At 73.2% G+C, this 23,199-nt stretch carries 22 protein-coding genes; 7 read left to right on the top strand and 15 right to left on the bottom strand.

The window, feature by feature from the left end; genetic code table 11:
• Window positions 1–239: hypothetical protein (locus tag LX15_RS09095; RefSeq protein WP_253669072.1), on the bottom strand; the 239-nt coding region annotated here is incomplete at its 3' end.
• A 65-nt stretch (window positions 240–304) separates the two neighbouring features.
• Entirely contained in the window at window positions 305–754 is a 450-nt protein-coding gene (locus tag LX15_RS09100) for a hypothetical protein (protein WP_253669073.1), read from the bottom strand.
• 78 nt (window positions 755–832) lie between these two features.
• Here LX15_RS09100 and LX15_RS09105 point away from each other — a divergent pair, with 78 nt between their 5' ends.
• Window positions 833–1,390, top strand: coding sequence for a PadR family transcriptional regulator (locus LX15_RS09105; RefSeq protein ID WP_253669074.1), 558 nt, complete (start codon window positions 833–835; stop codon window positions 1,388–1,390).
• A 263-nt stretch (window positions 1,391–1,653) separates the two neighbouring features.
• Here the strand turns inward: LX15_RS09105 and LX15_RS09110 are convergent, their stop codons facing one another.
• From LX15_RS09110 to LX15_RS09120, 3 genes are all read right to left on the bottom strand, one after another.
• Window positions 1,654–2,070, bottom strand: coding sequence for an RNHCP domain-containing protein (locus LX15_RS09110; RefSeq protein WP_253669075.1), 417 nt, complete (start codon window positions 2,068–2,070; stop codon window positions 1,654–1,656).
• Window positions 2,071–2,109: 39 nt separating this feature from the next.
• Window positions 2,110–2,493 (bottom strand): RNHCP domain-containing protein, encoded by a 384-nt coding sequence (locus tag LX15_RS09115; RefSeq protein ID WP_253669076.1) that lies wholly within the window; start codon window positions 2,491–2,493, stop codon window positions 2,110–2,112.
• A 455-nt stretch (window positions 2,494–2,948) separates the two neighbouring features.
• On the bottom strand, window positions 2,949–3,593 hold the full coding sequence (locus LX15_RS09120) for a TetR/AcrR family transcriptional regulator (RefSeq protein ID WP_253669077.1): 645 nt from the start codon (window positions 3,591–3,593) through the stop codon (window positions 2,949–2,951).
• A 143-nt stretch (window positions 3,594–3,736) separates the two neighbouring features.
• Here LX15_RS09120 and LX15_RS09125 point away from each other — a divergent pair, with 143 nt between their 5' ends.
• A complete protein-coding gene (locus LX15_RS09125) occupies window positions 3,737–5,677 on the top strand; it encodes a fumarylacetoacetate hydrolase family protein (protein WP_253669078.1) in 1,941 nt (646 codons plus the stop codon).
• 218 nt (window positions 5,678–5,895) lie between these two features.
• On the opposite strand, the gene LX15_RS09130 is transcribed toward LX15_RS09125, so the two are convergent.
• The 4 genes from LX15_RS09130 to LX15_RS09145 all read right to left on the bottom strand — a co-directional run bounded on the left by LX15_RS09130 (window position 5,896) and on the right by LX15_RS09145 (window position 9,518).
• Window positions 5,896–6,921: a metallophosphoesterase family protein gene (locus LX15_RS09130; protein WP_253669079.1), complete on the bottom strand. Its 1,026-nt coding sequence runs from the start codon at window positions 6,919–6,921 to the stop codon at window positions 5,896–5,898.
• A gap of 216 nt (window positions 6,922–7,137) precedes the next feature.
• The gene (locus LX15_RS09135; RefSeq protein WP_253669080.1) at window positions 7,138–8,355 is read right to left on the bottom strand and encodes a cytochrome P450; all 1,218 of its coding nucleotides are present in this window, start codon (window positions 8,353–8,355) and stop codon (window positions 7,138–7,140) included.
• 18 nt (window positions 8,356–8,373) lie between these two features.
• Window positions 8,374–8,958 (bottom strand): hypothetical protein, encoded by a 585-nt coding sequence (locus tag LX15_RS09140; protein ID WP_253669081.1) that lies wholly within the window; start codon window positions 8,956–8,958, stop codon window positions 8,374–8,376.
• Between the two features lie 245 nt (window positions 8,959–9,203).
• A complete protein-coding gene (locus tag LX15_RS09145; protein ID WP_253669082.1) occupies window positions 9,204–9,518 on the bottom strand; it encodes a hypothetical protein in 315 nt (104 codons plus the stop codon).
• Window positions 9,519–9,907: 389 nt separating this feature from the next.
• On the opposite strand from LX15_RS09145, the gene LX15_RS09150 reads away from it, so the two are divergent.
• Genes LX15_RS09150 through LX15_RS09170 form a run of 5 tightly spaced genes read left to right on the top strand, consistent with a single transcriptional unit; the run spans window position 9,908 to window position 14,191 of the window.
• Entirely contained in the window at window positions 9,908–11,344 is a 1,437-nt protein-coding gene (locus LX15_RS09150; RefSeq protein ID WP_253669083.1) for a nucleotidyltransferase family protein, read from the top strand.
• Window positions 11,341–12,336 (top strand): hypothetical protein, encoded by a 996-nt coding sequence (locus LX15_RS09155; RefSeq protein WP_253669084.1) that lies wholly within the window; start codon window positions 11,341–11,343, stop codon window positions 12,334–12,336. The genes LX15_RS09150 and LX15_RS09155 overlap by 4 nt, the downstream gene beginning before the upstream one ends.
• On the top strand, window positions 12,333–12,827 hold the full coding sequence (locus tag LX15_RS09160) for a hypothetical protein (protein ID WP_253669085.1): 495 nt from the start codon (window positions 12,333–12,335) through the stop codon (window positions 12,825–12,827). Before LX15_RS09155 ends, LX15_RS09160 begins: the two co-directional genes overlap by 4 nt.
• Complete coding sequence (locus LX15_RS09165; RefSeq protein ID WP_253669086.1) at window positions 12,817–13,839, top strand: pyridoxal phosphate-dependent aminotransferase; 1,023 nt, start codon at window positions 12,817–12,819, stop codon at window positions 13,837–13,839. Before LX15_RS09160 ends, LX15_RS09165 begins: the two co-directional genes overlap by 11 nt.
• Window positions 13,832–14,191, top strand: a complete 360-nt coding sequence (locus LX15_RS09170) for an inorganic pyrophosphatase (protein WP_253669087.1) — start codon at window positions 13,832–13,834, stop codon at window positions 14,189–14,191. The genes LX15_RS09165 and LX15_RS09170 overlap by 8 nt, the downstream gene beginning before the upstream one ends.
• Before the next feature lie 1,025 nt (window positions 14,192–15,216).
• On the opposite strand, the gene LX15_RS09175 is transcribed toward LX15_RS09170, so the two are convergent.
• Genes LX15_RS09175 through LX15_RS33040 form a run of 6 tightly spaced genes read right to left on the bottom strand, consistent with a single transcriptional unit; the run spans window position 15,217 to window position 23,196 of the window.
• Complete coding sequence (locus LX15_RS09175; protein WP_253669088.1) at window positions 15,217–15,495, bottom strand: phosphopantetheine-binding protein; 279 nt, start codon at window positions 15,493–15,495, stop codon at window positions 15,217–15,219.
• 29 nt (window positions 15,496–15,524) lie between these two features.
• Window positions 15,525–16,718, bottom strand: coding sequence for an acyl-CoA dehydrogenase family protein (locus LX15_RS09180; protein WP_253669089.1), 1,194 nt, complete (start codon window positions 16,716–16,718; stop codon window positions 15,525–15,527).
• Window positions 16,715–17,962 (bottom strand): type III PLP-dependent enzyme domain-containing protein, encoded by a 1,248-nt coding sequence (locus tag LX15_RS09185; protein WP_253669090.1) that lies wholly within the window; start codon window positions 17,960–17,962, stop codon window positions 16,715–16,717. Before LX15_RS09185 ends, LX15_RS09180 begins: the two co-directional genes overlap by 4 nt.
• Window positions 17,959–19,482, bottom strand: coding sequence for a class I adenylate-forming enzyme family protein (locus tag LX15_RS09190; protein ID WP_253669091.1), 1,524 nt, complete (start codon window positions 19,480–19,482; stop codon window positions 17,959–17,961). The genes LX15_RS09185 and LX15_RS09190 overlap by 4 nt, the downstream gene beginning before the upstream one ends.
• The gene (locus LX15_RS09195; RefSeq protein ID WP_253669092.1) at window positions 19,479–21,383 is read right to left on the bottom strand and encodes a condensation domain-containing protein; all 1,905 of its coding nucleotides are present in this window, start codon (window positions 21,381–21,383) and stop codon (window positions 19,479–19,481) included. Before LX15_RS09195 ends, LX15_RS09190 begins: the two co-directional genes overlap by 4 nt.
• 16 nt (window positions 21,384–21,399) lie before the next feature.
• Window positions 21,400–23,196, bottom strand: a complete 1,797-nt coding sequence (locus LX15_RS33040) for an ABC transporter ATP-binding protein (RefSeq protein WP_253669093.1) — start codon at window positions 23,194–23,196, stop codon at window positions 21,400–21,402.
• Between the last annotated feature and the right edge of the window lie 3 nt (window positions 23,197–23,199).

A 23,199-nucleotide genomic window follows, 5' to 3' on the forward strand; every position in this document is an offset into this window, starting at 1 on the left:
GGCGCTGGTGCCCACCCGTTGGCGAGGCGGGTGTAGGGATACCAGCGGCCGTCGCAGCCATGACGCAACTGGACGTTCTGACCGTCGTAGGTGATGCAGTTGGCCTCCAGATGCGGGGTGCCCCCGGGACCGCTGCGAACATTCTCGATCGACTCGGCTGCCTTCCGCAGGATGTCGGGGGCGACGGTGACGGGGTAGAGGGTGGTGAGGACGCCGTTGACGCCCCGAAGGCGTGTCACCCGTTGTTACCGATAGCTGGTGGATGGGTGCGCGGTCCCCCACGCAGTCCGGAAGCAGCGGGCCTTCACTGTGGCCTGCGGCGGATGCGAAAGCCCGGAGGGCACGGCGACGGCGGCCACCCGGGCCGGCCGCCGTCCTGCGGCGCGGGGACGTTGACCTCCTCGCAGACCTGGATCTTGCCGCCACCCAGCTCGGCGACCTCGCGCACGGCCACCCTGACCGCGCGGGCGAAGCCGTGGGGGTCGGCGCGGTCGCTGCCGTACCCGGCCACGAGGTCGACGACCCGGCCCTCTCCCATGTAGGGGCGAGGACTGACCGGCGTCGGCGGGTGGACCAGCTCGCCGTCCCGTCCGTAGCTGCGGTAACACCGGACGTAGAACCTGTCCGCGCCGCCAGCCAACTCCCGGAGCGCGGCGGCGGTGCGGGCGACGTCCTCCGGGGGGACGTCGACGAACGTCTCGAAACGTTCGAGGTCACGGTCCACCACACCCGGCCAGACACCGAAGGTGATCACAGGACACTCCTGTTCGTATACGAGTAGTTCAGGACCCGACGGTACTCGTATACGAACACCGCGCGCTACCCTGACCCCGTGCCGCAGAACGCCATGGACAACCCGCTGGTCCTGCCGATGCTCGGTCTGCTCGCGGAGAGCCCACGCCACCAGTACGCGCTGCTCACCGAACTCCGGGCCCGGTACGCCGTCCTCAGGGCGAAGACGTCCACGGTCTACACGCTCGTGCGGACCCTCGCGCGGCACGGCCTCGTCACCCTCGACGAGGCGGCGGACACGGCGGAACGCCAGGAGGTCCGCCTGACCCAGGCCGGGCTCGACGAACTCCGGCGGCGTGTGGAGGCGCACCTGCTGGACGGCGACCCCAACGCGGACCCGAAGTTCATGATCGCCCTGGCCTACCTCGGCGCGCTCGCCCCCGCCAGGGCCGTCGAGCTGCTCAGGGAACGCGCGCGGAACCTCCGGGCGGACCTCCGCTCCGTGACCGACGTGCTCGACCGGCCCGACCTCCGGGAGCTACACATGATCGAGGCGCACTTCCTGGCGTCCCGCCTCCGGCACGACGCCGCGTGGCTCACCCGCCTGGCCGACCGCATCGAGACCGGCGACCTCGAATGGCCCACCCCCGACCAGTGACCTACAGGCCCACCTCCAGCGAAGAGGTCGAACGGCCAGCCGCTGGGATTCCGCCAGGACACCACCGGTCCGGTGCGACCTCTCCCCCACTGACGTCCACATTGGACGGCAAACCCCCGCGGACCGATCGCGGGACCCCACCGACACGTGACCGGTCCCCGGCGGAGGAACTCGACCGGGGACCGGGACATGACTGGACACGGCGGCGAGGTGGCGCTCCCTGACGGGAGCGCCACCTGCCGGTTCCTCTTTCTCTTCTCTCCTTACAGCGTCAGCAACACCCGCACCGGGACCCGACTGTCGGACAGCGGGCGAACCGCCATCCGCAACAGGGCCAACGGGTTGTCGTCACCCGCGATGCGGTTGACGCTGAGTTCCCCGCACTCCAGACAGTGGTGGATCAACATCCACTCACCGTCGGGACGGACCGAGAGGCCCATCGCCTCCATCCGACCGCGACAGTCCGCGTCCCGGTCTCCCGGAATGCGACGGTCGACGTGCAGGCTGGTCAGGCAGTGCGGGCAGTGGTTGCGGTGCGCCGTGCCGGGTGCCGACAGCGGCACGTCGAGACGGCAGCCCACGCAGCGGAACGCGTCCGTGTGGGCGCTGCCGCGCCGGTCCGGCAGGTCCTTGGCCCGTTGTGGTCGGCGGTCGGTGCGCCGAACCTTCCGTCGTGGCAAGGGATTCTCCCCTCTCCCCGTTCTCGTCGCCCACCGACGTCACAGGGCGCCGAAGGCTTCGAGCGGGAACGGGGGCTGGGCGAGCGGCCGGACGGCCAGGCGCATCAGGATCAGTTGGTTGTCGTCGACCTGTGCGCGGTTGGCGGTCAGCTCGTCGCAGCGGACGCAGCGGTGGATGACCATCCAGTCGCCGTTGCGCAGCACCGCGATGGAGATCGGGGTCATGCGGGACTGGCACTCGGACGGCCCGCCGTCGACCTGGTCGAGCACGTGGCACGAGTGCAGGCAGCTCGGGCAGTGGTTGCGCCGGTGGCCGTCCGGCGTCAGCGCGGTCACCGCGAGGCCGCACCAGACGCAGGTGAACGTCTCGGTCCGCAGGAAACCGCTGGGGTTGGAGGAAGAGGACGAGTTGGTGGTGGACACCCGGAGACACTCCTAGCCGAATTCTCGTACACGGGTACGGGTTCAGGGGCCGGAGCAGGCCGAGCGTTCCTCACGGAGGACGAGGCGGAGTCACCCCGAGAAGGCGTCGGGAAAGCCGACGCACGGGGGTGGCCCGAGTCGCACCGGGAGGTGTCAGATGCCAGGAACGCCGTCAGCGTTCGAAAGCGGTCATTCGCGGTGGCAGGACACGTCGAGGGTGCGGTTGTGAGGCGCGCTCGGCGCGAGCCGGGACATAAACCGACCACCTTCTCGGGCGTGGGTGCGCCCGCGTGAGTTCGCTGCCAGGGACAGCGGGAACGTACCCACGCCGGTTCGGCCGCCGCCAACCATTTTTCGTCAGCGTCAGCGTCAGCGTCAGCGACAGCGACAGCGTCGGCGTCAGCGTCGGTGTCAGCGTCAGCGTCGGTGTCTGTCGCGGAAGTCGTTCCGTCGCCTCACCGACGGCGCTTGCCGGTGGCGGGCCTGTCCGCCTGCTCCGCCGGCTCCGCCGGCTCCGGAACGGCGGCCGTGCCGAGGGCGGCGGTCAGGAGGCTGGTCAATGTGTCGTAGACGCGGTCGAGGTCCACCGTCTTCGGGGAGATGCGCCACTGCTGGTGAATGCCGGTGATCGCGCCCAGCAGGACGACGGCGAGGTCGTCGGTGGTCATGCCGGCGGGAAGCGTGACCGGGTCGAGCCGGGCGGCCAGGTGGGCCCGCATCGTGTCCTGGAGCTGGGCGTAGTGCGCGTGCAGCGGCGAGTCGGGCTCGACGGCCTCGGCGATGAGGGTGATGAACAGCCGGGTCGCCGGCTGGCGGGTGAAGTCCCTGGCCTGCGCCAGGGCCTGGCCGAGGGCGTCGGGTCCGGGCTCCTGGGTGGTCTCGACGCGCCGGAGGGCGTCGACCAGGTGCTCGACCACGGCCTCCAGCAGCCCCTCCTTGTTGCCGAAGTGCCAGGGGATGGAGCCGCGGCTGATGCCGGAGCGCTCGGCGATGTCGGCGAAGGTCGTCTGCCGGTAGCCGCGCTCGGCGAACAGCTCGGTGGCCGCCTCGATCAGGATCGCGCGGCTCTCCCGCGTGGTCTGCGCCCGTCGTCCCGCCACGACGCCCCTCCTCCACCTCGGTTCCTGACGGCTCAGCATAGAACCGACCACCCGTTCTTCCATTGGCCAAGCGGCATGCTCTATGTTGGCCAACACAGAGATCTCTGTCAGCCAACACAGAACTCGACTGAGGGGTGGAGACCATGCGGTGGGTGACCTACGACGCCGGACGGGGCGTGCGCACGGGTCTGCTGGTGGACGACCGGATCCACGCGGTCGCGGAGGGGGTGTCGCTGGTCGACCTGGTCGCGCACGGCCGGGAGGGCCTGGAGCAGGCGGGCCGCGAGGCGACGGAACGGCCGGCGGAGGTCGTGGCGCTGGAGGAGGTCCGACTGCTCCCGCCCATCCCCCGGCCGCCGTCCGTGCGCGACGCGCTGTGCTTCCTGGACCACATGCGCAACTGCCAGCAGGTGATGGGAGGCGGGCGCACGCTGTCCGAGGCCTGGTACGAGATCCCGGCGTTCTACTTCGCCGCCCCCTCCAGCCTGGTCGGCCCGTACGACGACGTGCCGCTCGCGCCGGGCAGCGCGTGGTTCGACGTCGAGTTGGAGATCGCGGCGGTGATCGGCGCGGGCGGTCGCGACCTGACCCCGGAGCGGGCCGAGGAACAGATCGTCGGCTACACGATCTACGGGGACTGGTCGGCGCGGGACCTCCAGGTGCACGAGGGCGCGCTGCGGATCGGCCAGGGCAAGGGCAAGGACGCGGCGACCACCCTCGGGCCGTGGCTGGTCACCCCGGACGAGCTGGAGCCGTTCGAGCGCGACGGCCGGCTCGACCTGGCGGTGGAGTTCGCGGTCAACGGCAGGACGATCGGCGTCGGATCCACCGGGGCGATGGACTGGACCTTCGCCGAGGTCGTCTCCTACGTCTCCCGGGGCGTGGAGCTGCGGCCCGGTGACGTGATCGGCTCGGGCACCGTGCCCACCTGCACGCTCATCGAGCACTTCAGCCTCATGAACCCCGGGGACTTCCCCGGCTGGCTGCGGCCGGGCGACGTGGTCACCCTCGCCGTGGAGGGTCTGGGCAGGACCCGGCAGACCGTGGTCGCCGCGCCCGACCCGGCCCCGCTGCCGCCCCGGCCCAACCCGGACCGACGGGCACGCGCGCCCCGGGTCAACCCGGCCACGTCCCGGTTCCCCTACGAGCGAGGCCTGCACCGGGTCGGCCAGGACGTGTGGGCCTGGCTGGAGCCGGACGGCGGCTACGGGTGGAGCAACGCCGGCCTGGTCCGGGGCGACGGCGCGTCACTGCTGGTCGACACCCTCTTCGACCTGCCGATGACCGAGCGGATGCTGACCGCGATGGCCGAGGTGACCGTCGGAGCGCCCATCAGGGACGCCGTGCTGACCCACGCCAACGGCGACCACACCCACGGCAACCAGCTCCTCGACCCCGACGTCCGGATCATCGCCGCCGCGGGGACCGCGCGGGACATGCACCACGAGATGCCCCCGGACTCGATGGTCATCTCGCAGGTCATGGACCTCGGCCCCGTGCTGACCCCCTACATGCGCGAGCGGTTCGCGCCGTTCCGCTTCGCCGGCATCCAGCTCCGTCTGCCGGACGAGACCTTCGAGGACCGGCTCACCGTGGACGTCGGCGGCCGCGAGGTGCACGTGATCAACCTGGGTCCCGCCCACACCAGCGCCGACTCGGTGGTGCACGTGCCCGACGCCGGGGTGCTGTTCGCCGGCGACCTGCTGTTCATCGGCGGGACCCCGGTCGTGTGGGCCGGGCCGATCGCGAACTGGATCGCGGCCTGCGACGCGATGATCGCGCTTGACGCGCCCACCGTCGTCCCCGGCCATGGCCCGGTCACCGACCCCGACGGCATCCGCGCGGTGCGCGACTACCTCGCCCACGTCGTGGAGCAGGCCGACGCCGCGTACGCTCAGGGGCTCAGCGCCGCCGAGGCCGCCGCCCGGATCGACCTGGGCGAGTACGCGACCTGGCTGGACGCCGAACGCGTCGTGGTCAACGTCCACCAGCGGTACCGGGAACTCGACCCCACCCTCCCCCAGCCCAACCAGATGGAGCTGATGGCGGCGATGGCGCAGTGGGACGCCGACCGGGGCCGCTGACCGGCGCCGCTGACCGAGGCCGCTGACCGGCGCCCCTCAGTAGGGGTGACCGACGCTCTTCAGTAGGCGTGACCGACGCCCCTCGGGACGGGTGACCGGCGCTCCCCGGTTCCCGTGACGGACGCGAACGGGTCCGCTGCCGTGCTGGCAGCGGACCCGTGGCGTTCCCGATGATCTCGGCGTGGCGGCCCGGCCGGACATCCCCGGCCGTTCGCCGCTCACCACATCGGCGTGTGCAGGGGGATCGTGATCTGCTTCAGCCAGGTGCGGGTGGTGAAGTCGCGGGCCTTGATCACGACCGCGCGGTGCGACACCTCGACCTGGAGGCCCTGGTTGAACGCGCCGCCGAGGGACACCTCGCCACCCTTGCCGTCGTCGGCGTAGCCGACCTGCACGGCGGCGGTGTTGACCACGGTGAAGCCTTCGAGGTTGCCGGTACCCGGCACCACCCGGCGCACCACCCAGTCGGACAGGTTGAGGTCCCAGTGCGTGTGCCCGGAGAACAGGAACACGTCCGGGTGGCGGCCGAGGATCGACAGCAGCCGGTCAGGTTGCAGGTAGTCGGACCGGTAGAGCTTGTTGTGCGTGCCGGAGACCGTGTTCGGCAACGGGTGGTGGGTCAGCACCATCACCGGCTTGCGGCGACCCGCCCAGTAGCGCAGCCGCTGCTCCAGCCAGGTGAACTGCTGGTCGCTGATCCACACCTCGTCCCACAGCTTCGGGTCGTGGTACTTGGCGTAGCGCTCGGTGCCGAGGCAGAGCACCGGAATCCCGCCGAAGGAGGTCTCGGTGTAGACCGTGTTCCGCCCCGCGAACCGGAAGAAGCCGCGGAAGAGCGAGTCCTCGGTCGTGCCGTTGGGCCAGGTCTCCTGGGAGAGGGTGTCCGGGTCCCGCCACTTCGGCACGTAGAACTCGTGGTTGCCGATGGCCCAGGCGACCTCGCGCGGATGCGGGTGCCGGTCCAGGGTCTTGCGGACCTCGGCGTACTCGAAGTCGTAGCCGCGCGGGGTGATGTCGCCGGCGACGCCCAGCCCGGCGCTGCCCGGGTTGATCGCGGCGAGGTCGTCCAGGGCGCGCCCGAAGTCGGCGAGGTCGCCCTGGATGTCGCTGATGACGTTGAACCGCACGACCGGTCCCGTCACGCCCCCGTGGGGTGGGGTCGTCGCCCGCGCCTCCGCCTGCCCCGCCACCAGTGTCGTGGCCGCCGCGCCGCCGGCTGCCATCATGAACGCCCTGCGATCCATAGCCCGAGCAACTCCTCACGTCCCGCGTCTGACGCGCAACGTAGGCAGGCCACCCCGAGCGATCATGACTTCCGGCTTGCCCTGACGTGTACGCCCGCCGAACATCCACCCCGACCGACGTGGTCGACGTGAGCGGCGCTCGCCGGGTGTTCGCCAGGTGCTCGCCGGGTGGTTGCCGGTCCTCGCGGCGCGGGGCGCACGGGCTGGCGCCGGCGGTCAGCTCCTGGCGTGGCGGAGCCGGAGGACCACCCCGCTGCGGGGCCGGGTCAACACCCGGGACAGGTCGAAGCCCAGGTCCTGTGGCGGAACCGTGAACGGCAGCCGCGCCAGGGCGCGCACGGCGACGGTGATCATCGTGAGCGTGACGCTCTCGCCGGGGCACCGGTGACCGGTGCGGACCTCGCCGCCTCCCTGCGGCACGAGCGCGTCCGGATCGACGTCGCCGGTCAGGAACCGGCTCGGGTCGAAGCGGTCGGGGCTCGGCCACCGGGTCGCGTCGTGCAGGGTGCCGTACACGTCGAGCACCACCAGCCCGCCGCGCGGCACGGGCACGCCGAGGACGTCCTGCCGCTCCCTGGCGCGGGCGGGCAGGACCGGCACGAAGGGGTAGAACCGCCGGACCTCCTGCGCGAACGCCGCGAGCGCGGCCTCGTCCCCCTCCGCGATGCGGTGGCGCCACTCGGGGTGTTCGTGCAGCGCCCTGCCGGCGAAGGCCACGAACCACGCGACCGCCACGGTGGGGCGCACGACGTTGAGCACCGCCGTCGCGGCGACGCGCTCGGGCAGGAGCCGCCCGTCGTGGTCACGGGCGGTGGCGGCGGCGTGCAGCGCGGTGCCCGGCTCCGGGCGGATCCGCCCCGCCCGCGTGCCGCGCACCAGCCGCCTCGCCCACCGGCCGAGCCGCAGGCGGGCCAGGACCGCACGCGCGTACGCGGGTCCGGGGACCGCGAACCCGTCGAGGACGGCGGTCAACTGCCGGGCGCGGCGCGGCAGGTCCTCCGGCGCGACCGGCACCCCGGCCCACGGGAACACGGAGGCGGCCAGCACCCGCACCGCCTCGTCGAAGAGCACGACGTGGTCGCGCTCCGCCCAGTGCCGAACCACGCGCTCCCACTCGCGCTCCGCGCGTTCGCCCAGCGCCGCGACGGCGTCCTCGGTGAGCAGGTCGAGGTACATCGCCTTGCGGTGGTGGTGCTCGGCGTCGTCCAGCCCGTGCACGGTCCCCGGGCCGAACAGCAGGAGCTTGATGGGCGCGGGAAGCGAACCCTGACGTCGCAGCCGGGGATCGTAGAAACGTCGCACGCCGGCCGGTCCGCCCACGACCACGGCTTCGCGGCCGAGCAGTCGGGTGGGCGCGGCGTCAGCCGTACCTCGGAACCGACGCGCCCACGGATATCCCTGACGAACCAGCTCCAGCGTGCGATCAATCCTCATGCCGTTCGGACTACCCGACTACGCGGAAGGTATTCCCCCCGTTGCCGTACCGAAAGCGGTCCGACCCAATCCCTGACGAATCTCGGGAATGGCGGGAACCGTCCGGAGGGCCACCGCCGCGCCTCGCCCGCCGAGCATGTCGGTTCCCTGGACGAGCCGAACCGCTCCGACGACGAGGCTCCGGTCCGGGGGCGGCAGTGGCGGGTCGTAGTCCCGCCAGCCACAGCCCTCGCACACCCGCACGGACCGCCCCACGTTGCCGGGGGTGGTGGGCAGTGCGGGAACGGCGGGCCCGAACCGGTGGTCCGTCACCAGCCGGCCCGCGTCGGGCCGCCAGGTCAGGCACCCCACCGTCCGTAGGCAGGAGGGGCACGAGGCGTCCGTCAGGTCGTCGGCGACGTACCAGCCGGCGAGGCGGGCGAGCGCGACGAGGTCGGCCAGGGCCGGCATCCAGTCCTCGCCCAGGACGACGCGGACGCGGGGCACCGGAGCGCGTTGCGTGTTGCCGCAGCCGCAGAGCAGTTCGAGGGCGGCCTGCGCGGAGATCACGCCGGTGGGCGACACGGCGGCCTCACTCCCCTGGTCGTCGGGTCGTGGTGGCATTCGCATGACCGGGAGACGACGGGGGTACGCGAGGCTGACGCGGTTTCCTCCACCGGGGTGGGCGATCGCGACCGCGATCACCCGGACGGCGTCATGTTCGCCCTCGCCCCGCCCCCGCGGTCCACGCGACGAACCCCGCATCGACCGTCCTCTGTGGACAGAGAAGGGCATGCGTGCGCGCGAGGTTTGGGAACAGCGCTGGACAACATCGTTTTCCTTGGCTGGCGGGCGACTCATCGTTCCCGCTACCGCCGTCGGGGGCGGACCGCGTCCGGGGGCACGTAGAGGCTCACCTGCACCGACCGCCGCCGGTCGGCGCTCCTGATCGCACAGCTCACGAACGCGACCCACGACCCGTTGCTGGACCGCGTCCAGTGGTGCAGCGACCCCTCGACCACGGCGCCGAAGTCCCAGCCGTCGACCAGGCGGTGCGCGTTCCCGCGCGCGGCCAGGCTCGGGTACACCCGGGCCAGGTTGACGACCACGGGCGTCGGGGGGCGACGCACCACCAGGCAGCCCCCGGGCTGGGCGGGCAGGGCCGGTGGCGGGGTATCGAACACATGTTCTAGTATGGCTCTCGCACGGGGCCCGTGCGAGGTGGGGGCCGGGTCTGGGGAAGAGGCCCGGCCCCCGCCACACCTCCCGGCGACCGACCCTCGCCACCCCCTGCGGCGTGAACCGGCCAGGACACCCCGACTGGCATGCTTCTCCCCCACCCCGGTCACTCCACCTCCACTCAGGAAAACGCGTCAGAACAGCGCATGTCGAAACAGGGACAAGAACGCGCGCGCGGTTTTCTCGGACAGAATCCGGACAGAAACATCGGCCGACGCGCGGAACGTGTGCGACCGAAAGACGGGTCGCGACGTCGAGGGTGGACAGGCAAGAACCCCAACCGTATGCTGCGCGAAGCCGTTCGGGGAATTCAGTTGCCTGAAGGGATCGCGATATGGGAATCCGCCGCCCGCCTTCCCCCGGCCGCACACCGCGAGGAAACCCCGGCGAGCCCGTCGTTCCCGGTTTCGCACCCGAGCTGACCTTCGCGCTTCTGCGCCCGCGCGTGCCGCACGCGGACAACCTGCCCCGACTGCTGCACCCCGTCACCTCGGGGACGCGCACGCCCGCGCAGGCCGCGGACATCATTCGCCGCAACCGGGCCGTGTTGTTGGCGGAATCCGCGCTGCGGCGGTGCGGAAACCATCCCGTCGTCACGGAACTGCTGGCCGAACTGGCCCCGTTGTCGGCCGAGCGGCGTCGCAGGAGCGCGACCATCGACCGCTCGTGCGCGCTGCTGGACGAGCTGGCCCGCGGCCTCGGCGTCGGCGTCTGGGGCATCAAGGGCCTGTCCAGCCGCGTCGGCTACCCGGAGCCGGCGCTGCGGGAGATGCGGGACGTCGACGTGTCGGTTCACGGCCGCGACGAGGCGTTCGCCCTCGCGCGGGCCCTGCGCGGACACGGCTTCGTCACCGACACCGGCGAGCTGCCGTGGCTCAAGGCCGACCGGCACGGCGTCCCCTACGGCCAGTACAAGCTGACCGGACCGGACGGGTTCGCGGCGATCGACCTCCACTTCGGCCCCGGTTACTCCACCGGCCACTGCGGGCTGCTCCCGGTGCCCCCGCCCACCGCTCCCGGGCTGACCCCGCTGCCACAGGTGGACAACCTGCGGCCGATGTTGGGCAACAGCGGCGGTGACATCCACATCACCGTCAAGGACGTCAACGACCTGTGGGTCGTGGCGGGCGCGATGTCCGACGACGAGGCGGCCGCCGTCGTCGCCGACGCCCGCGCGGCGGCCCTGGACGGCCACCTGGCCGCGATCGCCGGGGTCGCGCTCTCGGTGTCCAGAGTGGACGAACGACGGCGCGAGGTGCTCTCCGCGTTCGCGGGCGGGCGGGAACGGCGGGCGGAACGACCGGTGCTCGCGACCGGCCTGATGAGACGGACCTCCCGGGTCCGGGTCCTGCGGACCGCGACCCGCGCCTACCGCCAGGCCGGGGCGCACACCGACTCCGTCGCCCTGCGCGTCTGGGCGGTGCTGTCCGCGCTGGCCTACTACTCCGTGCCGCTGCGGCCACGGCTGACCCCGCTGCCTCCCGTGCGGTCCACGCCCCGACCATGGCGGTGCGTCCGACTGGTCCCGCTCTCCCTCGCGCGGGACCTGGCCGAACGCGGCGAGGCCGGACTGCGTGACTGGGCGGGCGACGCGCTACCCGAGCCCGCCGCGTCCCGCGCGCCCGGCGGCGTCCGCTTCCGGCGCGTCGGCACCGGTCAGGTCGTCGTCGACGGCGACGGCGACCGCGACGGCCACCGCGACGCGGTGTTCATCCCCACCGTGTGGTTCCTGCTCTCCCGCCCGATGATCCGCAGGGCGGGCGCCCAGTGAGCCGGGGGCGGCTGACCGCGCGGGAGGCCCTGCGCACCGTCGGCCTCGACGTCGACCAGCTCCGCTCGGCGCTCGACAAGGTCCTCGCCGAAGGTGAGGGATACCTGGTGGGCTCCCTGGCCTGCGGGCTCGGCAACGCCGCCAGCGACGTGGACGTGCACGTGCTGCGCGAAGGCGTCGACGAGCCCAGCGGGCCGCAACTGTTCTTCGTGGGCGGGGTGACCGTCGACGTCGAGCGCTACCCGGCGCACTGGCCGGCGGAGTTGGCGCGCCGGGCCGCGGCGGCGGCCGTGGTCGGGCTGCCGTTCGGCGTCGTGGCCCTGGACAGGCCGATCGCGGGCAGGTCCCGGCGGTGGGCCTCCCGGTGGCCCTCCGCCCTGCCGCTCCGCGACGGCGCCCCGCCGGTGTTGGACGAGTCGGACGTGCGTGCCGTCCTGCCGCTGCTGTTGCGGTCGGCCCTGGACCAACTGCTGCTCGCCACCGCGCTGGCCCGGCTCGCCGACGCGGCGGCCGCGCCCGCCGACGCCCGGCGATACCTCTGGCGTCGCGCCGAACGCCAGGTGCTGGAGCTGCGCTGCCGCGCGGCGGGCGACGTCACCACGGGCCAGAAGTGGCTGTCCGACCGGGCGCATCGACTCGGCCTCGCCGTCGCCGAACCGGCGGGCGACGAGGCCAGCCTGCGCTCGGCCACGGCGGCGGCCGGGGTGCCGGCGCTCGACGAGTGGGCGCTGACCGCGTTGCGGCCCGCCGGGGGCGCCCGCCAAGCCGACCTGGCGGGAAAGCGGTTTCTGGTCACCCGGCACGACCGGGTGCTGACCGAGTGGACCGAGGTCGACGGCTCGGTGCGGTCCGTTGTGGACCAGATCGGTGCGGCACGCGCGCTCGCGGCGGTGCGCCGCGCGGAACTGGACCTGGTGGTCGACGGCGACGCCGTTCGACAGGTGCTCGCCGACCACGCCCTCCCGACCGAGAGCGACCGGAGCGCGGTGTGAACGACGAGGGACTCGACGGCACCTGGCTGGTCACGCACGGAGCGCACATGGCATGGCGCTACGCGCGGTCGGTGCAGGCGACGCTGGCCGACATCGACGCGGCGCTGGCCGAGGGGAACTGGCGGCTGGCCGTGGAGTCCTGCGCGCTGGCCCTGCGCGGCATCGTGTTCTGCCGGCTGGTCGGCGCCGGCCTCAGAGGCACCCCCGCCGAGTCGGAGTTGGAGGCGCGGCTGGCCCTCGACGACTCCCCCGCCGCGGCCGCGCTGCGCGCCCTGCCGTGGCCGGTGCACGCGGGCGAGGCCGAGGCCCGCGCGGCCGCGGCGGTGGTGGCCGAGCACGACGCCGCCCTGCGCGCCGAGCTGCCGTTCGACCTGCCCGTCATCCGGGTGGCCGAGGGGCACGCCCCGACGGTGCGGATCACGGCGACGATCGCCAGGTGGCGCGCCGAACGCGGCATGGGACCGGTGGACTGGAACCGGGATGGGCTCTGAGCCCGGCCTGCTCGACCTGACGGGCGCGCACCGGCCCTGGCCCGCCGCGCTGCGCGCGCTGTGGGCCGAGTGCGTCGCGGCCACCTGCGCCGACCCGGCTCACGCGCGCACCCCACCCTGGCGCGGGGAGCCCGGGCTGGCCGCGCTGCTGGCCGGGGAGGTCGGCAGCGCGGAACCCGTCCACGTCACCGCCGGCGTTCGCGCGCTGGTGCCCGCGTTCGCGCTGCTCGGCCGGCGGGTCACGATCGAACGGCCCACCTACGACGGCGTCCGGCAGATGTTCGAGCGTTGCGGCACGGAGGTCCGGCTCGACGAGCTGGACGGGTTCCTCGCGGGGGTCGACTCCCCTGAGCGCGAGCTGCTCTGGATCACCTCCCCCGGCAGGAACCCGGACGGCTGGACCCTCGACGCCGCCACGGCGGACCGGCTGGGCGCGTTCGTCGCGGCGGGCGGCATCGTGGTGCAGAACGAGACCTACCGCTGGTTCGCCCCCGAAGGGCCACGGGTGCCCGGCGCGTACCTCGTGGGCTCGTTCACCAAGTTGGCGGGCGGATGGGCGCGCACGGGCTGGTTGGTCGGCGACCCCGTCGGCCCCCTGGGCGCGGCCCTGCGCTCCGCGACGCCGCCGACGCCGTGGCAGGCCGCGTGGGCGCGTTTCGCCGACGCGGGCGGCTTCGCCCAACTGGTCGCGCGCGCCCACCAGGTCGGCACGCTCACCGCGTCGGCCGCCGCCCTGTTCGGCGGCGCGCACGGCCCGTCGCCCACCGGCGCCTCGCTCCTGCTCCGCGTGCCGGGCGAGGACCCGGTGCGACGGCTGCGCGTCGAGGCCCGTGTGCTCACCGGCCCGGGGCCGGCCTTCGGCGCGGACCCGGACCTGGTGCGGCTCAGCTTCCTGGGCTGCGACGGGAAGTGCGCCCACGACGACGCGCTCCGCCGGATCCACGAGCTGGGCGCGGTCCTGCACACGCCGCCGGGCCCGACGGCCCGGCCGATACGATCACCCCATGCCTGACGCCGGTTCCGTGCAGTTCTTCGACGCGCTCGCCGAGATGGCGCGGACCTCGACCGTGGTGATCGACCGACCGAGGAACAAGCCCCACCCGAAGATCCCTGAGGCGATCTACCCCGTGGACTACGGGCACCTGGAGGGCACCACGAGCGGCGACGGCGAGGGCATCGACGTGTTCGTCGGGTCGGCCACCGGCGCGGGTGTGGTCGCCGTGCTGCTGACCGCCGACCTGGTGAAGCGCGACACCGAGATCAAGCTGGTCCTCGACTGCACCCCGGCCGAGATCGAGGCCGTCCGCTCCTTCCTGGTCGACGTCCTGGAGATCGGCGCCCACCTGGTCACGCGGACCAACTGACCGACCCGCCCCCGCCCCTGCCTCCGGCTCCGGCTCCGGCTGATCGTGTCGCCGCGGTCCGAGTACGAGTCCACGACCACAAACGCGGTGCCGGACACGGCGTGGGCCAGTGCTGGAGCTTGGATGCGCTAGCGAACGACGGACCTCGCCGAGAGCCCCACCCGCCACCAACGCCTGTGAGCTGGTCTCGTCCAGGACAACTCACCTTCGGAAGCACCAGGGTGCGCCACAGCAGCTCCACACACGTCGACCCGTAGCCAGTCGAGCAGGTTCAACCCGGTATCAGGCGCCCGGCTGGATTTGAGTCCACGGCCACGAACGCGATGTAGGCCGCTCTGAAGCCGTCCGGGACACCACCGACCGCTCGCTGATCAGAAAGATCCCCATGTAGTCGGCGGAGAGGAGCTGGCCACTACCACCACCGCTGACACCCCGCCACAACAACGACACCACCCACCCATGCGCGAAAATCCACAGTGGAGTGTCGGATGTGCCAGGGCCGGTGGGCTTCGCCGAGAGGGACATCAGCCCGCCACCAACGCCTGTGCGCTGGTCTGATCCGCAACAACACACCTTCGGGAGCGCCAGGGTGCGCCACAGCAGCTCCACACACGTCGACCCGTAGCCAGTCGAGCAGGTTCAACCCGGTATCAGGCGGACTGGCTGGTTTCGCGTCCACGGCCACGAACGCGGTGTAGGCCGCACTGGAGCCGTCGGGACGCCATCGGGCGCTCGCTGATCAGAAAGATCCCCGTGGTGGTCGGCGGCAGAGGAATTGGCCACTGCCAACACCGCTGACAACCAGCGACAACATCGTCACCAGGCACGGCGTCAGTGGCGTCCCGGCGATCGCCCACTACTGCGTGTCCTGGATGCGCCAGCGGGCGGCGGACCTCGTCGAGAGGGACATCAGTCCGTCACCAACGCCTGGGCGCTGGTCTGATCCGCAACAACACACCTTCGGGAGCACCGGGGTGTGCGCGACCAACTTCACGGACGTCGTCCCCGCAGCCCGCCGGGCGGGGTCAGCTCGGGTTCGGTTCGTGGGCGGCCGGTCCGTCGGTGGAGAGGGCGGACACGGTCCGCCACAGGGTGTCGGCGGTTTCGAACGTCTCGGCGGTGAGCAGCTCGTCGGGGAAGCTCACCCCAAAGCCGTTCTCCAGCTCGATGAGCAGGTTCACCGTGGACAGCGAGTCCAGGCCGAGGTCGGCCAGACGCGTGTCCCCGGGGAGTTCCTGGTCGGCGGCCAGCGCCGGCAGGTGCGGGCGCAGCAGCGCCTCGAACTCGGGTGCCCATCCGGACATGGTGGTCTCCCTCCTGGCCTCTGGCCCGGTCACTGGTCCCCTGGCAGGGTCACGGCGGTGTCGAGCAGGCACAGCGCCCCGTTCGCGGCCAGCAGCCTGCGGTCGTCGTAGTTCAGGCTCGCCGAGTGCAGGTCGCGCACCAGGCGTTCCAGCGGCACCGGCGCGTCCCGCAGGTAGCCGGTGCGGAGTCCGGCGATGGTCATCATCTCCTCGGCGGCGGCCAGCGTCTCCCGCGCGGCGATCACCTTGAGCGTGTTCAGCCGGATCTGCGTCGCGGGCCGGTCCAGCGTCCGTCCGAGGGACCGCAGGGTCAGCACCTCGTCCACGACACCCGAGAGGTAGCCGGCCACCACCTCCAACCGGGTGCGCACGCCGGCGAGCCGGTGGACGTCCAGGTCGGACTTCCTGTCGAACCTGACCGCAGGATCGCCGCGCCGTGCCAGCCGGACGAGCGCGGCGAACGCGGCGCGGGCCGCGCCGAGCCAGGCCGCGCTCCAGCCGAGGTGGGCCGAGGGGGCGAAGGTCTCCAACGCGATCTCGCGGAAGGCCGTCGAGTCTTCGGTCTCACCGAGCATCTGGTCGTCGGGAACCCGCCCGGTGAGGGTGAGCGCGGTGTTCTCGGTGCCGCGCATGCCCATCGCGCGCCAGGTCTGTCCATAGCCGACGGACACCCGCTCACGGTCCACATAGCACAGTCGAGTCCTCGGCGGCGTGCCGGCGTCGACGGCCTTGACCAGGAACCCGTCCGCCCGTCGCCCTCCGGTGACGATGGGCGCGGCACGGCGCAGCGTCCAGCCCTCGCCCGTGCGCTCCAGCGACGCGCTGCCCTGGAACAGGTGGCCGCCGCTGCCGTCCTCGGTGGTCACCGACGCCAGGTACCTCCGCCCCTCGGCGACCTCGGGCAGCAGGCGCGCCCGCAGCGCGGCGCCCGCGTGCCGGGCGATCGTCTCGACCTGCTGGCAGTGCATCGCCAACACCAGGCCGGTGGACAGGCAGCCGCCGGCGATCCGTCCGACGACGCGGACCAGGTCTCGCAGGTCGCCGCCGAGGCCGCTGTACTCGACGGGGACCATGAGGCCGAGCAGGCCGGTGCGGCGCATCGCCGCCACCGCAGCGGTGGGGAACTCGGCGCGTTCGTCGACCTCGGCCGCGTGCTCGGCGGCCAGGGCCGCCACCTCGTCGGTGGCGGCGTCGAGGGCCGTCCGGTCCGGCGCGGGACTCATCTCGCTCCCCCTTCGCTGACGTCAGCGCGGCGCGTCCGCAGGGCGGTGGCGGAGCGGACCTCATCACCGTCGAGGACCACCTCCACCGGCGGTGTGCGGCTCAGGAACCCCATCACCGAGGCGGTGAGGCCGTACGCGCCCGCGTTGGGCACCCGCAGCAGGTCGCCCGGTCGCGGCAGGGGCAGCTCGACCGCGCGGGCGAGCACGTCGGCGGGGGTGCAGAGCGGCCCGACCAGGTCGACGCGCACGCGCGGCCGGTCCCCGGCGCCGAGCACCTCGGCCCCCACCGAGGAGGGCAGCAGCCGCCCGATGCCGGACAGCCCGCCCACGTGGTGGATGCCGGTGTCGAGCACGACGAAGGTACGGTCGCCCGAGCGCTTGACGTCGGTGACCGAGCAGACCAACTCCCCCGCCGGGCCGACGAGGCGGCGTCCGGACTCGACGGCGACCAAGGGTTCGCCCGTCCGCCATCCCGGCAGGTGTCGGTCGAGCACCGCCGCGAGTCCCTCCCGCAACGTCTCGCCGTACTCGGGCGGTTCCCCGTCGGTCGCGTAGGGCGCGGCGAACCCTCCGCCCAGATCGAGTTCCGTCACGGTGACGCCGTGCCGGTCCCGCAGTTCCGCCGCGACGGCGGCGCCCGCGCCGAACGCGTCGAGCAGCGCCTGGGGATCGGTGGTGTTGGAGACCGGAAACTGGTGTAGGCCCACGACGCGCGCGGCCCCGCCGAACCGGCACAGGGCGGGGTCCTCCCGGAGCTGGTCGACGTCGATGCCGAACTGGCTGGGCCTGCCGGTCATCCGCAGCCCCGCGGCAGCGGCGTGACCAGCGTTGATCCGCAACAGACAGTCGACCTCCACGCCCTCGGCTCGGGCAGCCGCGTCGAGCCGGGACAGCTCCCCCGCGGATTCCACGGAGAAGCACCGAACACCTCGGCGCAGCGCGTCGGTGATCTCGCCGTCGGTCTTGCCTGGCCCGGTGTAGAGGCACTCGGTGGGCGGGACCCCGGCGGCGAGCACCACGTCCAGCTCACCGGGCGAGCTGATCTCGGCCCGGCACCCACGTGCGGCCAGCTCAGCGACCAAGACGGGGTGCGGGTTCGCCTTCACCGAGTAGTAGAGGACGCACGGCTCGGGCAGCGCCGCCCGCAGTGTGGAGTGCGCGCGGGCCAGCGCCGACAGGCGGTAGACGTACAGGGGGCTGCCGTAGTCGTGCACCAGGGACGCGATCAGGTCCTCGTCGCTCATGACGAACCAGTCCTCCACCGGGCGAGCGCCCGCCGGTCGATCTTCCCGTTCGCGGTCTGGGGCAGGGCCGCCACCACGCGGCAGGCGGCCGGCACCCTGGCCGGCTCCAGCCGCTCCCGCAGCCCGGCGAGGATCTCGGCGGGGGTCGCCGAGCCGACCGCCCACAGCACCGCGCCCTCGGGACCGACCGGGAGGGCCACGCCCGCGGCGGTCACGCCGGGCACGTCGAGGGCGGCCGCCTCGATCTCGGTGGCGCTGACCCGCACCCCCGCGTTCTTGAAGATGTCGTCCTCCCTGCCGTGCACCCGCAACTCGCCGTCGGCGTCGAGCGAGCCCAGATCGCCGGTGAACAGCACGCGCCTGCCCGTGGTCCGACATTGTCCGAACCGGCGCGCGGTCAGCTCGGGGGCGCGCCAGTAGCCGTCGGTCAGGTTCGGCCCGGTCACCGCGATCTCGCCGACCTCGCCCGGCGGGAGCGGCGTGCCGTCGGGTCCGAGCACGGCCACCGAGGTGCCGGGCAACGGTCGGCCCACCGAGTCCGTGGGGGCCGCATCCGGTCCCACCAGCCCGACGGAGACCCGCTTGCACTCGGTGAGCCCGTACATCAGCGCCATCGTGAGCCCGGGGAAACGGTCCCGCAGCGCCCGCTGGGTCGTCTCGTCGAGGCGTTCTCCGGTGTTGGTGAGCAGCCGCAGCCGGGTGGGGGCGCTGTCGCGGCCCGCGAGGGTGAGCAGCAGCCGCGCGAGGCTGGGCACCACGGGAAGCACCGTGGTGCCCGCCGCGCGCAGCGCACGCAGGAAACCCGCGTTGTCCCGGGGATCGGCGAGCACCAGGTGCGCCCCGGCGAGCGCGCACAACGGGATCTGGTAGCAGCCGTAGTCGAAGGACAGCGGAAGTCGCAGGAGCACCACGTCGTCCGCGTGGTAGGGGACGCGGTCGGCGATGGCCCTGGCCGTGAACCCGACCTGACCGTGCGGACACACCACGCCTTTGGGCATGCCGGAGCTGCCCGAGGTGTAGAAGATCAGCGCGGGGTCCCCCGGCCCGGGCGTGTCCGCGGTCGCGGGTGCGCTGGTCTCCGTCGCGGCGACCAGCTCGTCCCAGGTGAGACCGCCCGACCCCACCACGAGGGCGGGATCGACGTCCGCGCGGATGTGGCGGGCGTGGAACGCCTTGGTCCCGGTGCCGAGGGGCACGGTCACCGCCCCGACCATCGAGGCGGCGTACAGCAGGGCCACGAACTCCCAGCGCGGGTCGGCCTCCACGAGCACGCGGTCGCCGCGCCGCACGCCTCGCGACCGGAGCACCGTCGCGGCGCGCAGCGCGGCGTCACACAGACCCTGGTAGTCCACTGTGGACATACGGTCCGACACGGCGGGCGCGTGCGGCGTCCTGTCGGCCGCCGCGAGCAGGACGGCGTGCATCGGCTCGGGATGGACGACGCCGAGGGTGTCCGCCCCTGCCCAGCCGGACGTGTCGACGGTTCGGGGCGCGGTGTGCGTCATGTCCGGGTCGGTCATGGCTGGTCCGCCACGGGGGTTCGTGTGACGTCCTCCCCGTCCCGGCGCAGCTCGGCGGCCAGCGAGCGCAGCGGGCGGGCGCTGAGCAGGTCGGCGAAGGTGACACCGCCGTACCCGAGGTCGGCCAGTCGGTCGACGACGGCGGGACCACGTCGGACGAGACCGCCCTGGCCCAGGTAGGACCGGCCGAGGTCCGGCTCCGACAGCCCCGCCCTGTCGCGGAGGGCGGTCAGCAGCGCGGAGATCGCCGGCTTGGGAGGATCGGAAGGTCCCGTGGGCGCTGTCGGCACTGTCAGCACCGTCGGCGCTGTCGGCGCTGTCGGCGCTGTCGGCTCTGGGGGCTCACCCTCGACCCGAATCTGGTCGGGCAACACCACTCCCGGCCGGTGCAGGTGGGCGGCGAGGTGGTCGGAGACCGTCCGAGCGGCGACCGTGCCCCGGACGGTGGCGACGACGGCGCCGGTGTCGGTGATCGCGACCTCGGCCGCCGTCACACCGGGGAGGGCACGCACGAGGCGCGCGGTGCCGTCGAGGTCCAGCACCCGGCCGTCGGCCGTGCGCGTCCAGTCCGGCGCCCGGGGCGGGACGTCCACATCGGACACACGTGGGTCGGAGCCCCTGGCGGCACGCCACACCAGGTCCTCGGCCGCGCGCAGCAGCTCCTCGGCGTCCCTGGCGGGCAGGACGGCGCCGTCCGCGTCGAAGGACACCGCCGCGACGCCGGCGATCCCGTGCACCACGGCGAACAACGTGGTGTCGGGTTTGCCCTGGCCGGGGCTGTGCTCGACCCGCGTCCGCGCCAGCGAACCGGGTCCCGGCGCCCGCGACGGCCTCGCCCCGGAGCGACGGGACGTGGGCTTGAAGTTGAAGATCGTGGGCAGGGTGACCAGCGTCCGCCGCTCCTCGGTGGCCAGCCCGCGCTCGGCCAGCATGGCGTCGTGGTCGTAGCGGCCGTGCCGGACGGCGAGGAGCTGCGCCCGCCAGCACCGCCCGACCAGCGTCGCGAAGGGAGGGTCGTCGCCCGCCTCGACGTCGACCATCCCGAGCTGGACGAACGATCCCACGGCGTCGTCGTAGTCCCGCGCCGGGCGGTTGTCGACCACCGTCGTCCAGAACCACCGCGTGCCGTCGGTGTACCGGAGCAGCACCGCCGTCGTGGCGGCCATGAGCACGGCCGAGGCCGGCAAGCGCAACCGGTCGGTGAGCGCCGGCAGCGCGGCGGCGAGCGCGGGTGAGTCCAGCCGGACCCGCACCCGCCGTGGCCGCCCCCGGTCCGGCCGGTACGGGAACAGCGCCGTGGGCACCGCCCGCAGCCGCTCGGCCCAGTACGCGAGCGCGGCGTCGGCGCGGCGGCGTTCCGCCTCGGATGCCTCGACCGCGACGAGGTCCCGGGGCTGACGCGGCGGCGGCCCGCCGACGGGGATCTCGCCGGCCAACGCGCGCGTCAGCTCGGTGACCAGCACGTCGAGAGCGCGGGCGTCGGCGGCGATGTGGTGCACCGCGAGGCAGAGGAACCGGGGCAGGCCCGCCACGGTGACCACCGCCGCGCGCAACGGCCACTCCTCCGACAGCCGCAGCGGCACGCGGCACAGGTCGGCGGTCACGGACTCGGCCCGGTCCGCCGCCGTGTCCTCGGTCGACTCGACCTCGGACAGCGCGGGCCGGGCCGGTGGGTGGATCACCTGCCGGGGATCGCCCGCCTCATCGACCTCGATGGTGGTGCGGAGCGCCTCGTGCCGGGTCACGGTCGCCAGCAGCGCCTCGCGCACGTCCGCGAGCGTGCGCCCGGCGGGCACGGGCACCACCCTCGGCAGGTTGAGGGCGGCGCGCGCGGGTTCCGGAACGGCCAGGCTGTTGCACCACAGCATGAGCTGGCCTCGGGTCAACGGGGCGGACCGCATCCGATCTCCCTTGTGATCAGGCGTAGGAGGCGACCTGCGCGCGGTACATCCCGGCGTAGCGCCCACCTCGGGCGACCAGTTCGTCGTGCGTGCCGACCTCGGTGATCCGGCCGCCCTCCACCACGACGACCATGTCGGCGACCCGCGCGGTCGACAGCCGGTGGGTGACGATCACGGTGATCGTCCCGACCTCCTCGGCGGACCTGCGGGCGGTGCGGGCGTGACGGCGGACCAACGCGTCCTCGGACGGGGCGTCCAGACTGGCGAACGGCTCGTCGAGCACGAGCAGGAGCGGCCGGGTCGGCATGAGCGCGCGGGCCAGGGACAACTTCTGCCACTGCCCGCCGGACAGGTCCACCCCACCCTCCAATGTGGAGCCGAGCGGGGTGTCCAGCCCCGAGGGCGCGTCCTCGACCACGTCGTGCGCGCCCGCCTCGCGGATCGCCGCGGCGACGCGTTCCCCGTCGTCCATGCGTTCGAGGTCGCCGATCCCGACGACCTGGGACAACGGCAGGTGGAACCGGTAGCCCTCCTGGAAGGCCGCGGAGATCGCGCGGTGCCAGGCGGGCGCGGCGATCTCGGCGAGCGGTCGGCCGTCCACCGCGACCTCGCCCGAGGTCGCCGGGTACAGCCCGCACAGCAGCTTGATGAGCGTGCTCTTGCCCGCGCCGTGGGGGCCGACCACCGCCACGACGGCGCCTGCGGGCAGTGTCAGGTTCACTTCGCGCAGCGCGTCGGAGTCAGAGCCCTCGTACCGGAAGGAGACCTCGCGCAGCGTGATCCCGCCGCGGATGGCCGTCGGGGCGGGCAAGCCTGCCGTCCCCGACGTCCGCTCGCGGAACTCACGCAGCCACCGGTAGCGGTCGACCATGCCGAAGGCGCGTTGCAGCGACGAGACCTTGCCGGGCATCGAGGAGGTCCTGCGGGCGATGGTCGTCATGAGGACGACCAACATCATCAGGTCGCCCAGGGTGGCGCGGCCGTCCCGCACCAGCCACGCCGCCACGCCCAACACGCCGATGTGGGCCACGGCCAGGAACACCGAACCCGCGACGCCGAACAGCGCGGAACGCAGCTCGGCGCGGACCTCGGCTCCGGACACCGCCGCCCACAACGCTCTTGCCCGTCGGTCCAGCTCGGGGCCGGCGCCGCCGACCCGGATCTCCGGGTTGGTCTCGGCCGACAGGCACAGGTCGGTGAGGTGCTGCTCCAGCCGGGCCGAGGGCGCCGCCGCGTCGACGAGGGCCGCCGCGCGGCGCTGGCCCGCCCCGCGCAGCCACAGCATCGGCAGCGCGGCCAGCAGGAACGCCGCGGACGCCGGGTGCACGCCCACCACGAGGCCGAGGCCGAGCACCAGCACGACGACGCTGCTGACCAGGTCGCCGAGCGTCCACAGCGCGGAGGTCAGCCAGCTCCGGCGCGTGCGCAGGGTGGCCACGCGGTCCAGGTGGGCCGGGTGTTCGAGGTGGCCGATGTGCGGGGTGTCGGACACCGTGGTCAGCACGTCCAGGTCGACGCGCAACCCGATCCGCTCGCCAAGTTGCAGCTCCAGGTTGGACCGCACGCGCCCGATGGACGACCCGATCGCCGCGAGCACACCGGCCACGACGGCGGCCGTGACGCACTCGGTCCACCGGCCCGCGACCGCCGCGTTGACCAAGTCGCGGACGAACCACACCTCCGCGATGACCACGACGCTGTTGAGCACCAGCAGCGCGGCCACCACCAGACAGCTCCGGCGGTCGGCCCGCCAGGCGAAGCCGAGCAGCTCTCCCAGGACGCTCAGGCGCTCGCGTGCGTTCCCACCAGGCACCGT

Source organism: Streptoalloteichus tenebrarius, assembly GCF_024171885.1.
Taxonomy (GTDB): domain Bacteria; phylum Actinomycetota; class Actinomycetes; order Mycobacteriales; family Pseudonocardiaceae; genus Streptoalloteichus; species Streptoalloteichus tenebrarius.

What these genes read in the sequence shown, in the direction of transcription:
- LX15_RS09125 (WP_253669078.1), top strand. Translation starts at nt 3,737, where the DNA reads ATGCGGTGGGTGACCTACGACGCCGGACGGGGCGTGCGCACGGGTCTG.
- LX15_RS09130 (WP_253669079.1), bottom strand. Translation starts at nt 6,921, where the DNA reads ATGGATCGCAGGGCGTTCATGATGGCAGCCGGCGGCGCGGCGGCCACG.
- LX15_RS09135 (WP_253669080.1), bottom strand. Translation starts at nt 8,355, where the DNA reads ATGAGGATTGATCGCACGCTGGAGCTGGTTCGTCAGGGATATCCGTGG.
- LX15_RS09140 (WP_253669081.1), bottom strand. Translation starts at nt 8,958, where the DNA reads ATGCCACCACGACCCGACGACCAGGGGAGTGAGGCCGCCGTGTCGCCC.
- LX15_RS09150 (WP_253669083.1), top strand. Translation starts at nt 9,908, where the DNA reads ATGGGAATCCGCCGCCCGCCTTCCCCCGGCCGCACACCGCGAGGAAAC.
- LX15_RS09165 (WP_253669086.1), top strand. Translation starts at nt 12,817, where the DNA reads ATGGGCTCTGAGCCCGGCCTGCTCGACCTGACGGGCGCGCACCGGCCC.
- LX15_RS09170 (WP_253669087.1), top strand. Translation starts at nt 13,832, where the DNA reads ATGCCTGACGCCGGTTCCGTGCAGTTCTTCGACGCGCTCGCCGAGATG.
- LX15_RS09175 (WP_253669088.1), bottom strand. Translation starts at nt 15,495, where the DNA reads ATGTCCGGATGGGCACCCGAGTTCGAGGCGCTGCTGCGCCCGCACCTG.
- LX15_RS09180 (WP_253669089.1), bottom strand. Translation starts at nt 16,718, where the DNA reads ATGAGTCCCGCGCCGGACCGGACGGCCCTCGACGCCGCCACCGACGAG.
- LX15_RS09185 (WP_253669090.1), bottom strand. Translation starts at nt 17,962, where the DNA reads ATGAGCGACGAGGACCTGATCGCGTCCCTGGTGCACGACTACGGCAGC.
- LX15_RS09190 (WP_253669091.1), bottom strand. Translation starts at nt 19,482, where the DNA reads ATGACCGACCCGGACATGACGCACACCGCGCCCCGAACCGTCGACACG.
- LX15_RS09195 (WP_253669092.1), bottom strand. Translation starts at nt 21,383, where the DNA reads ATGCGGTCCGCCCCGTTGACCCGAGGCCAGCTCATGCTGTGGTGCAAC.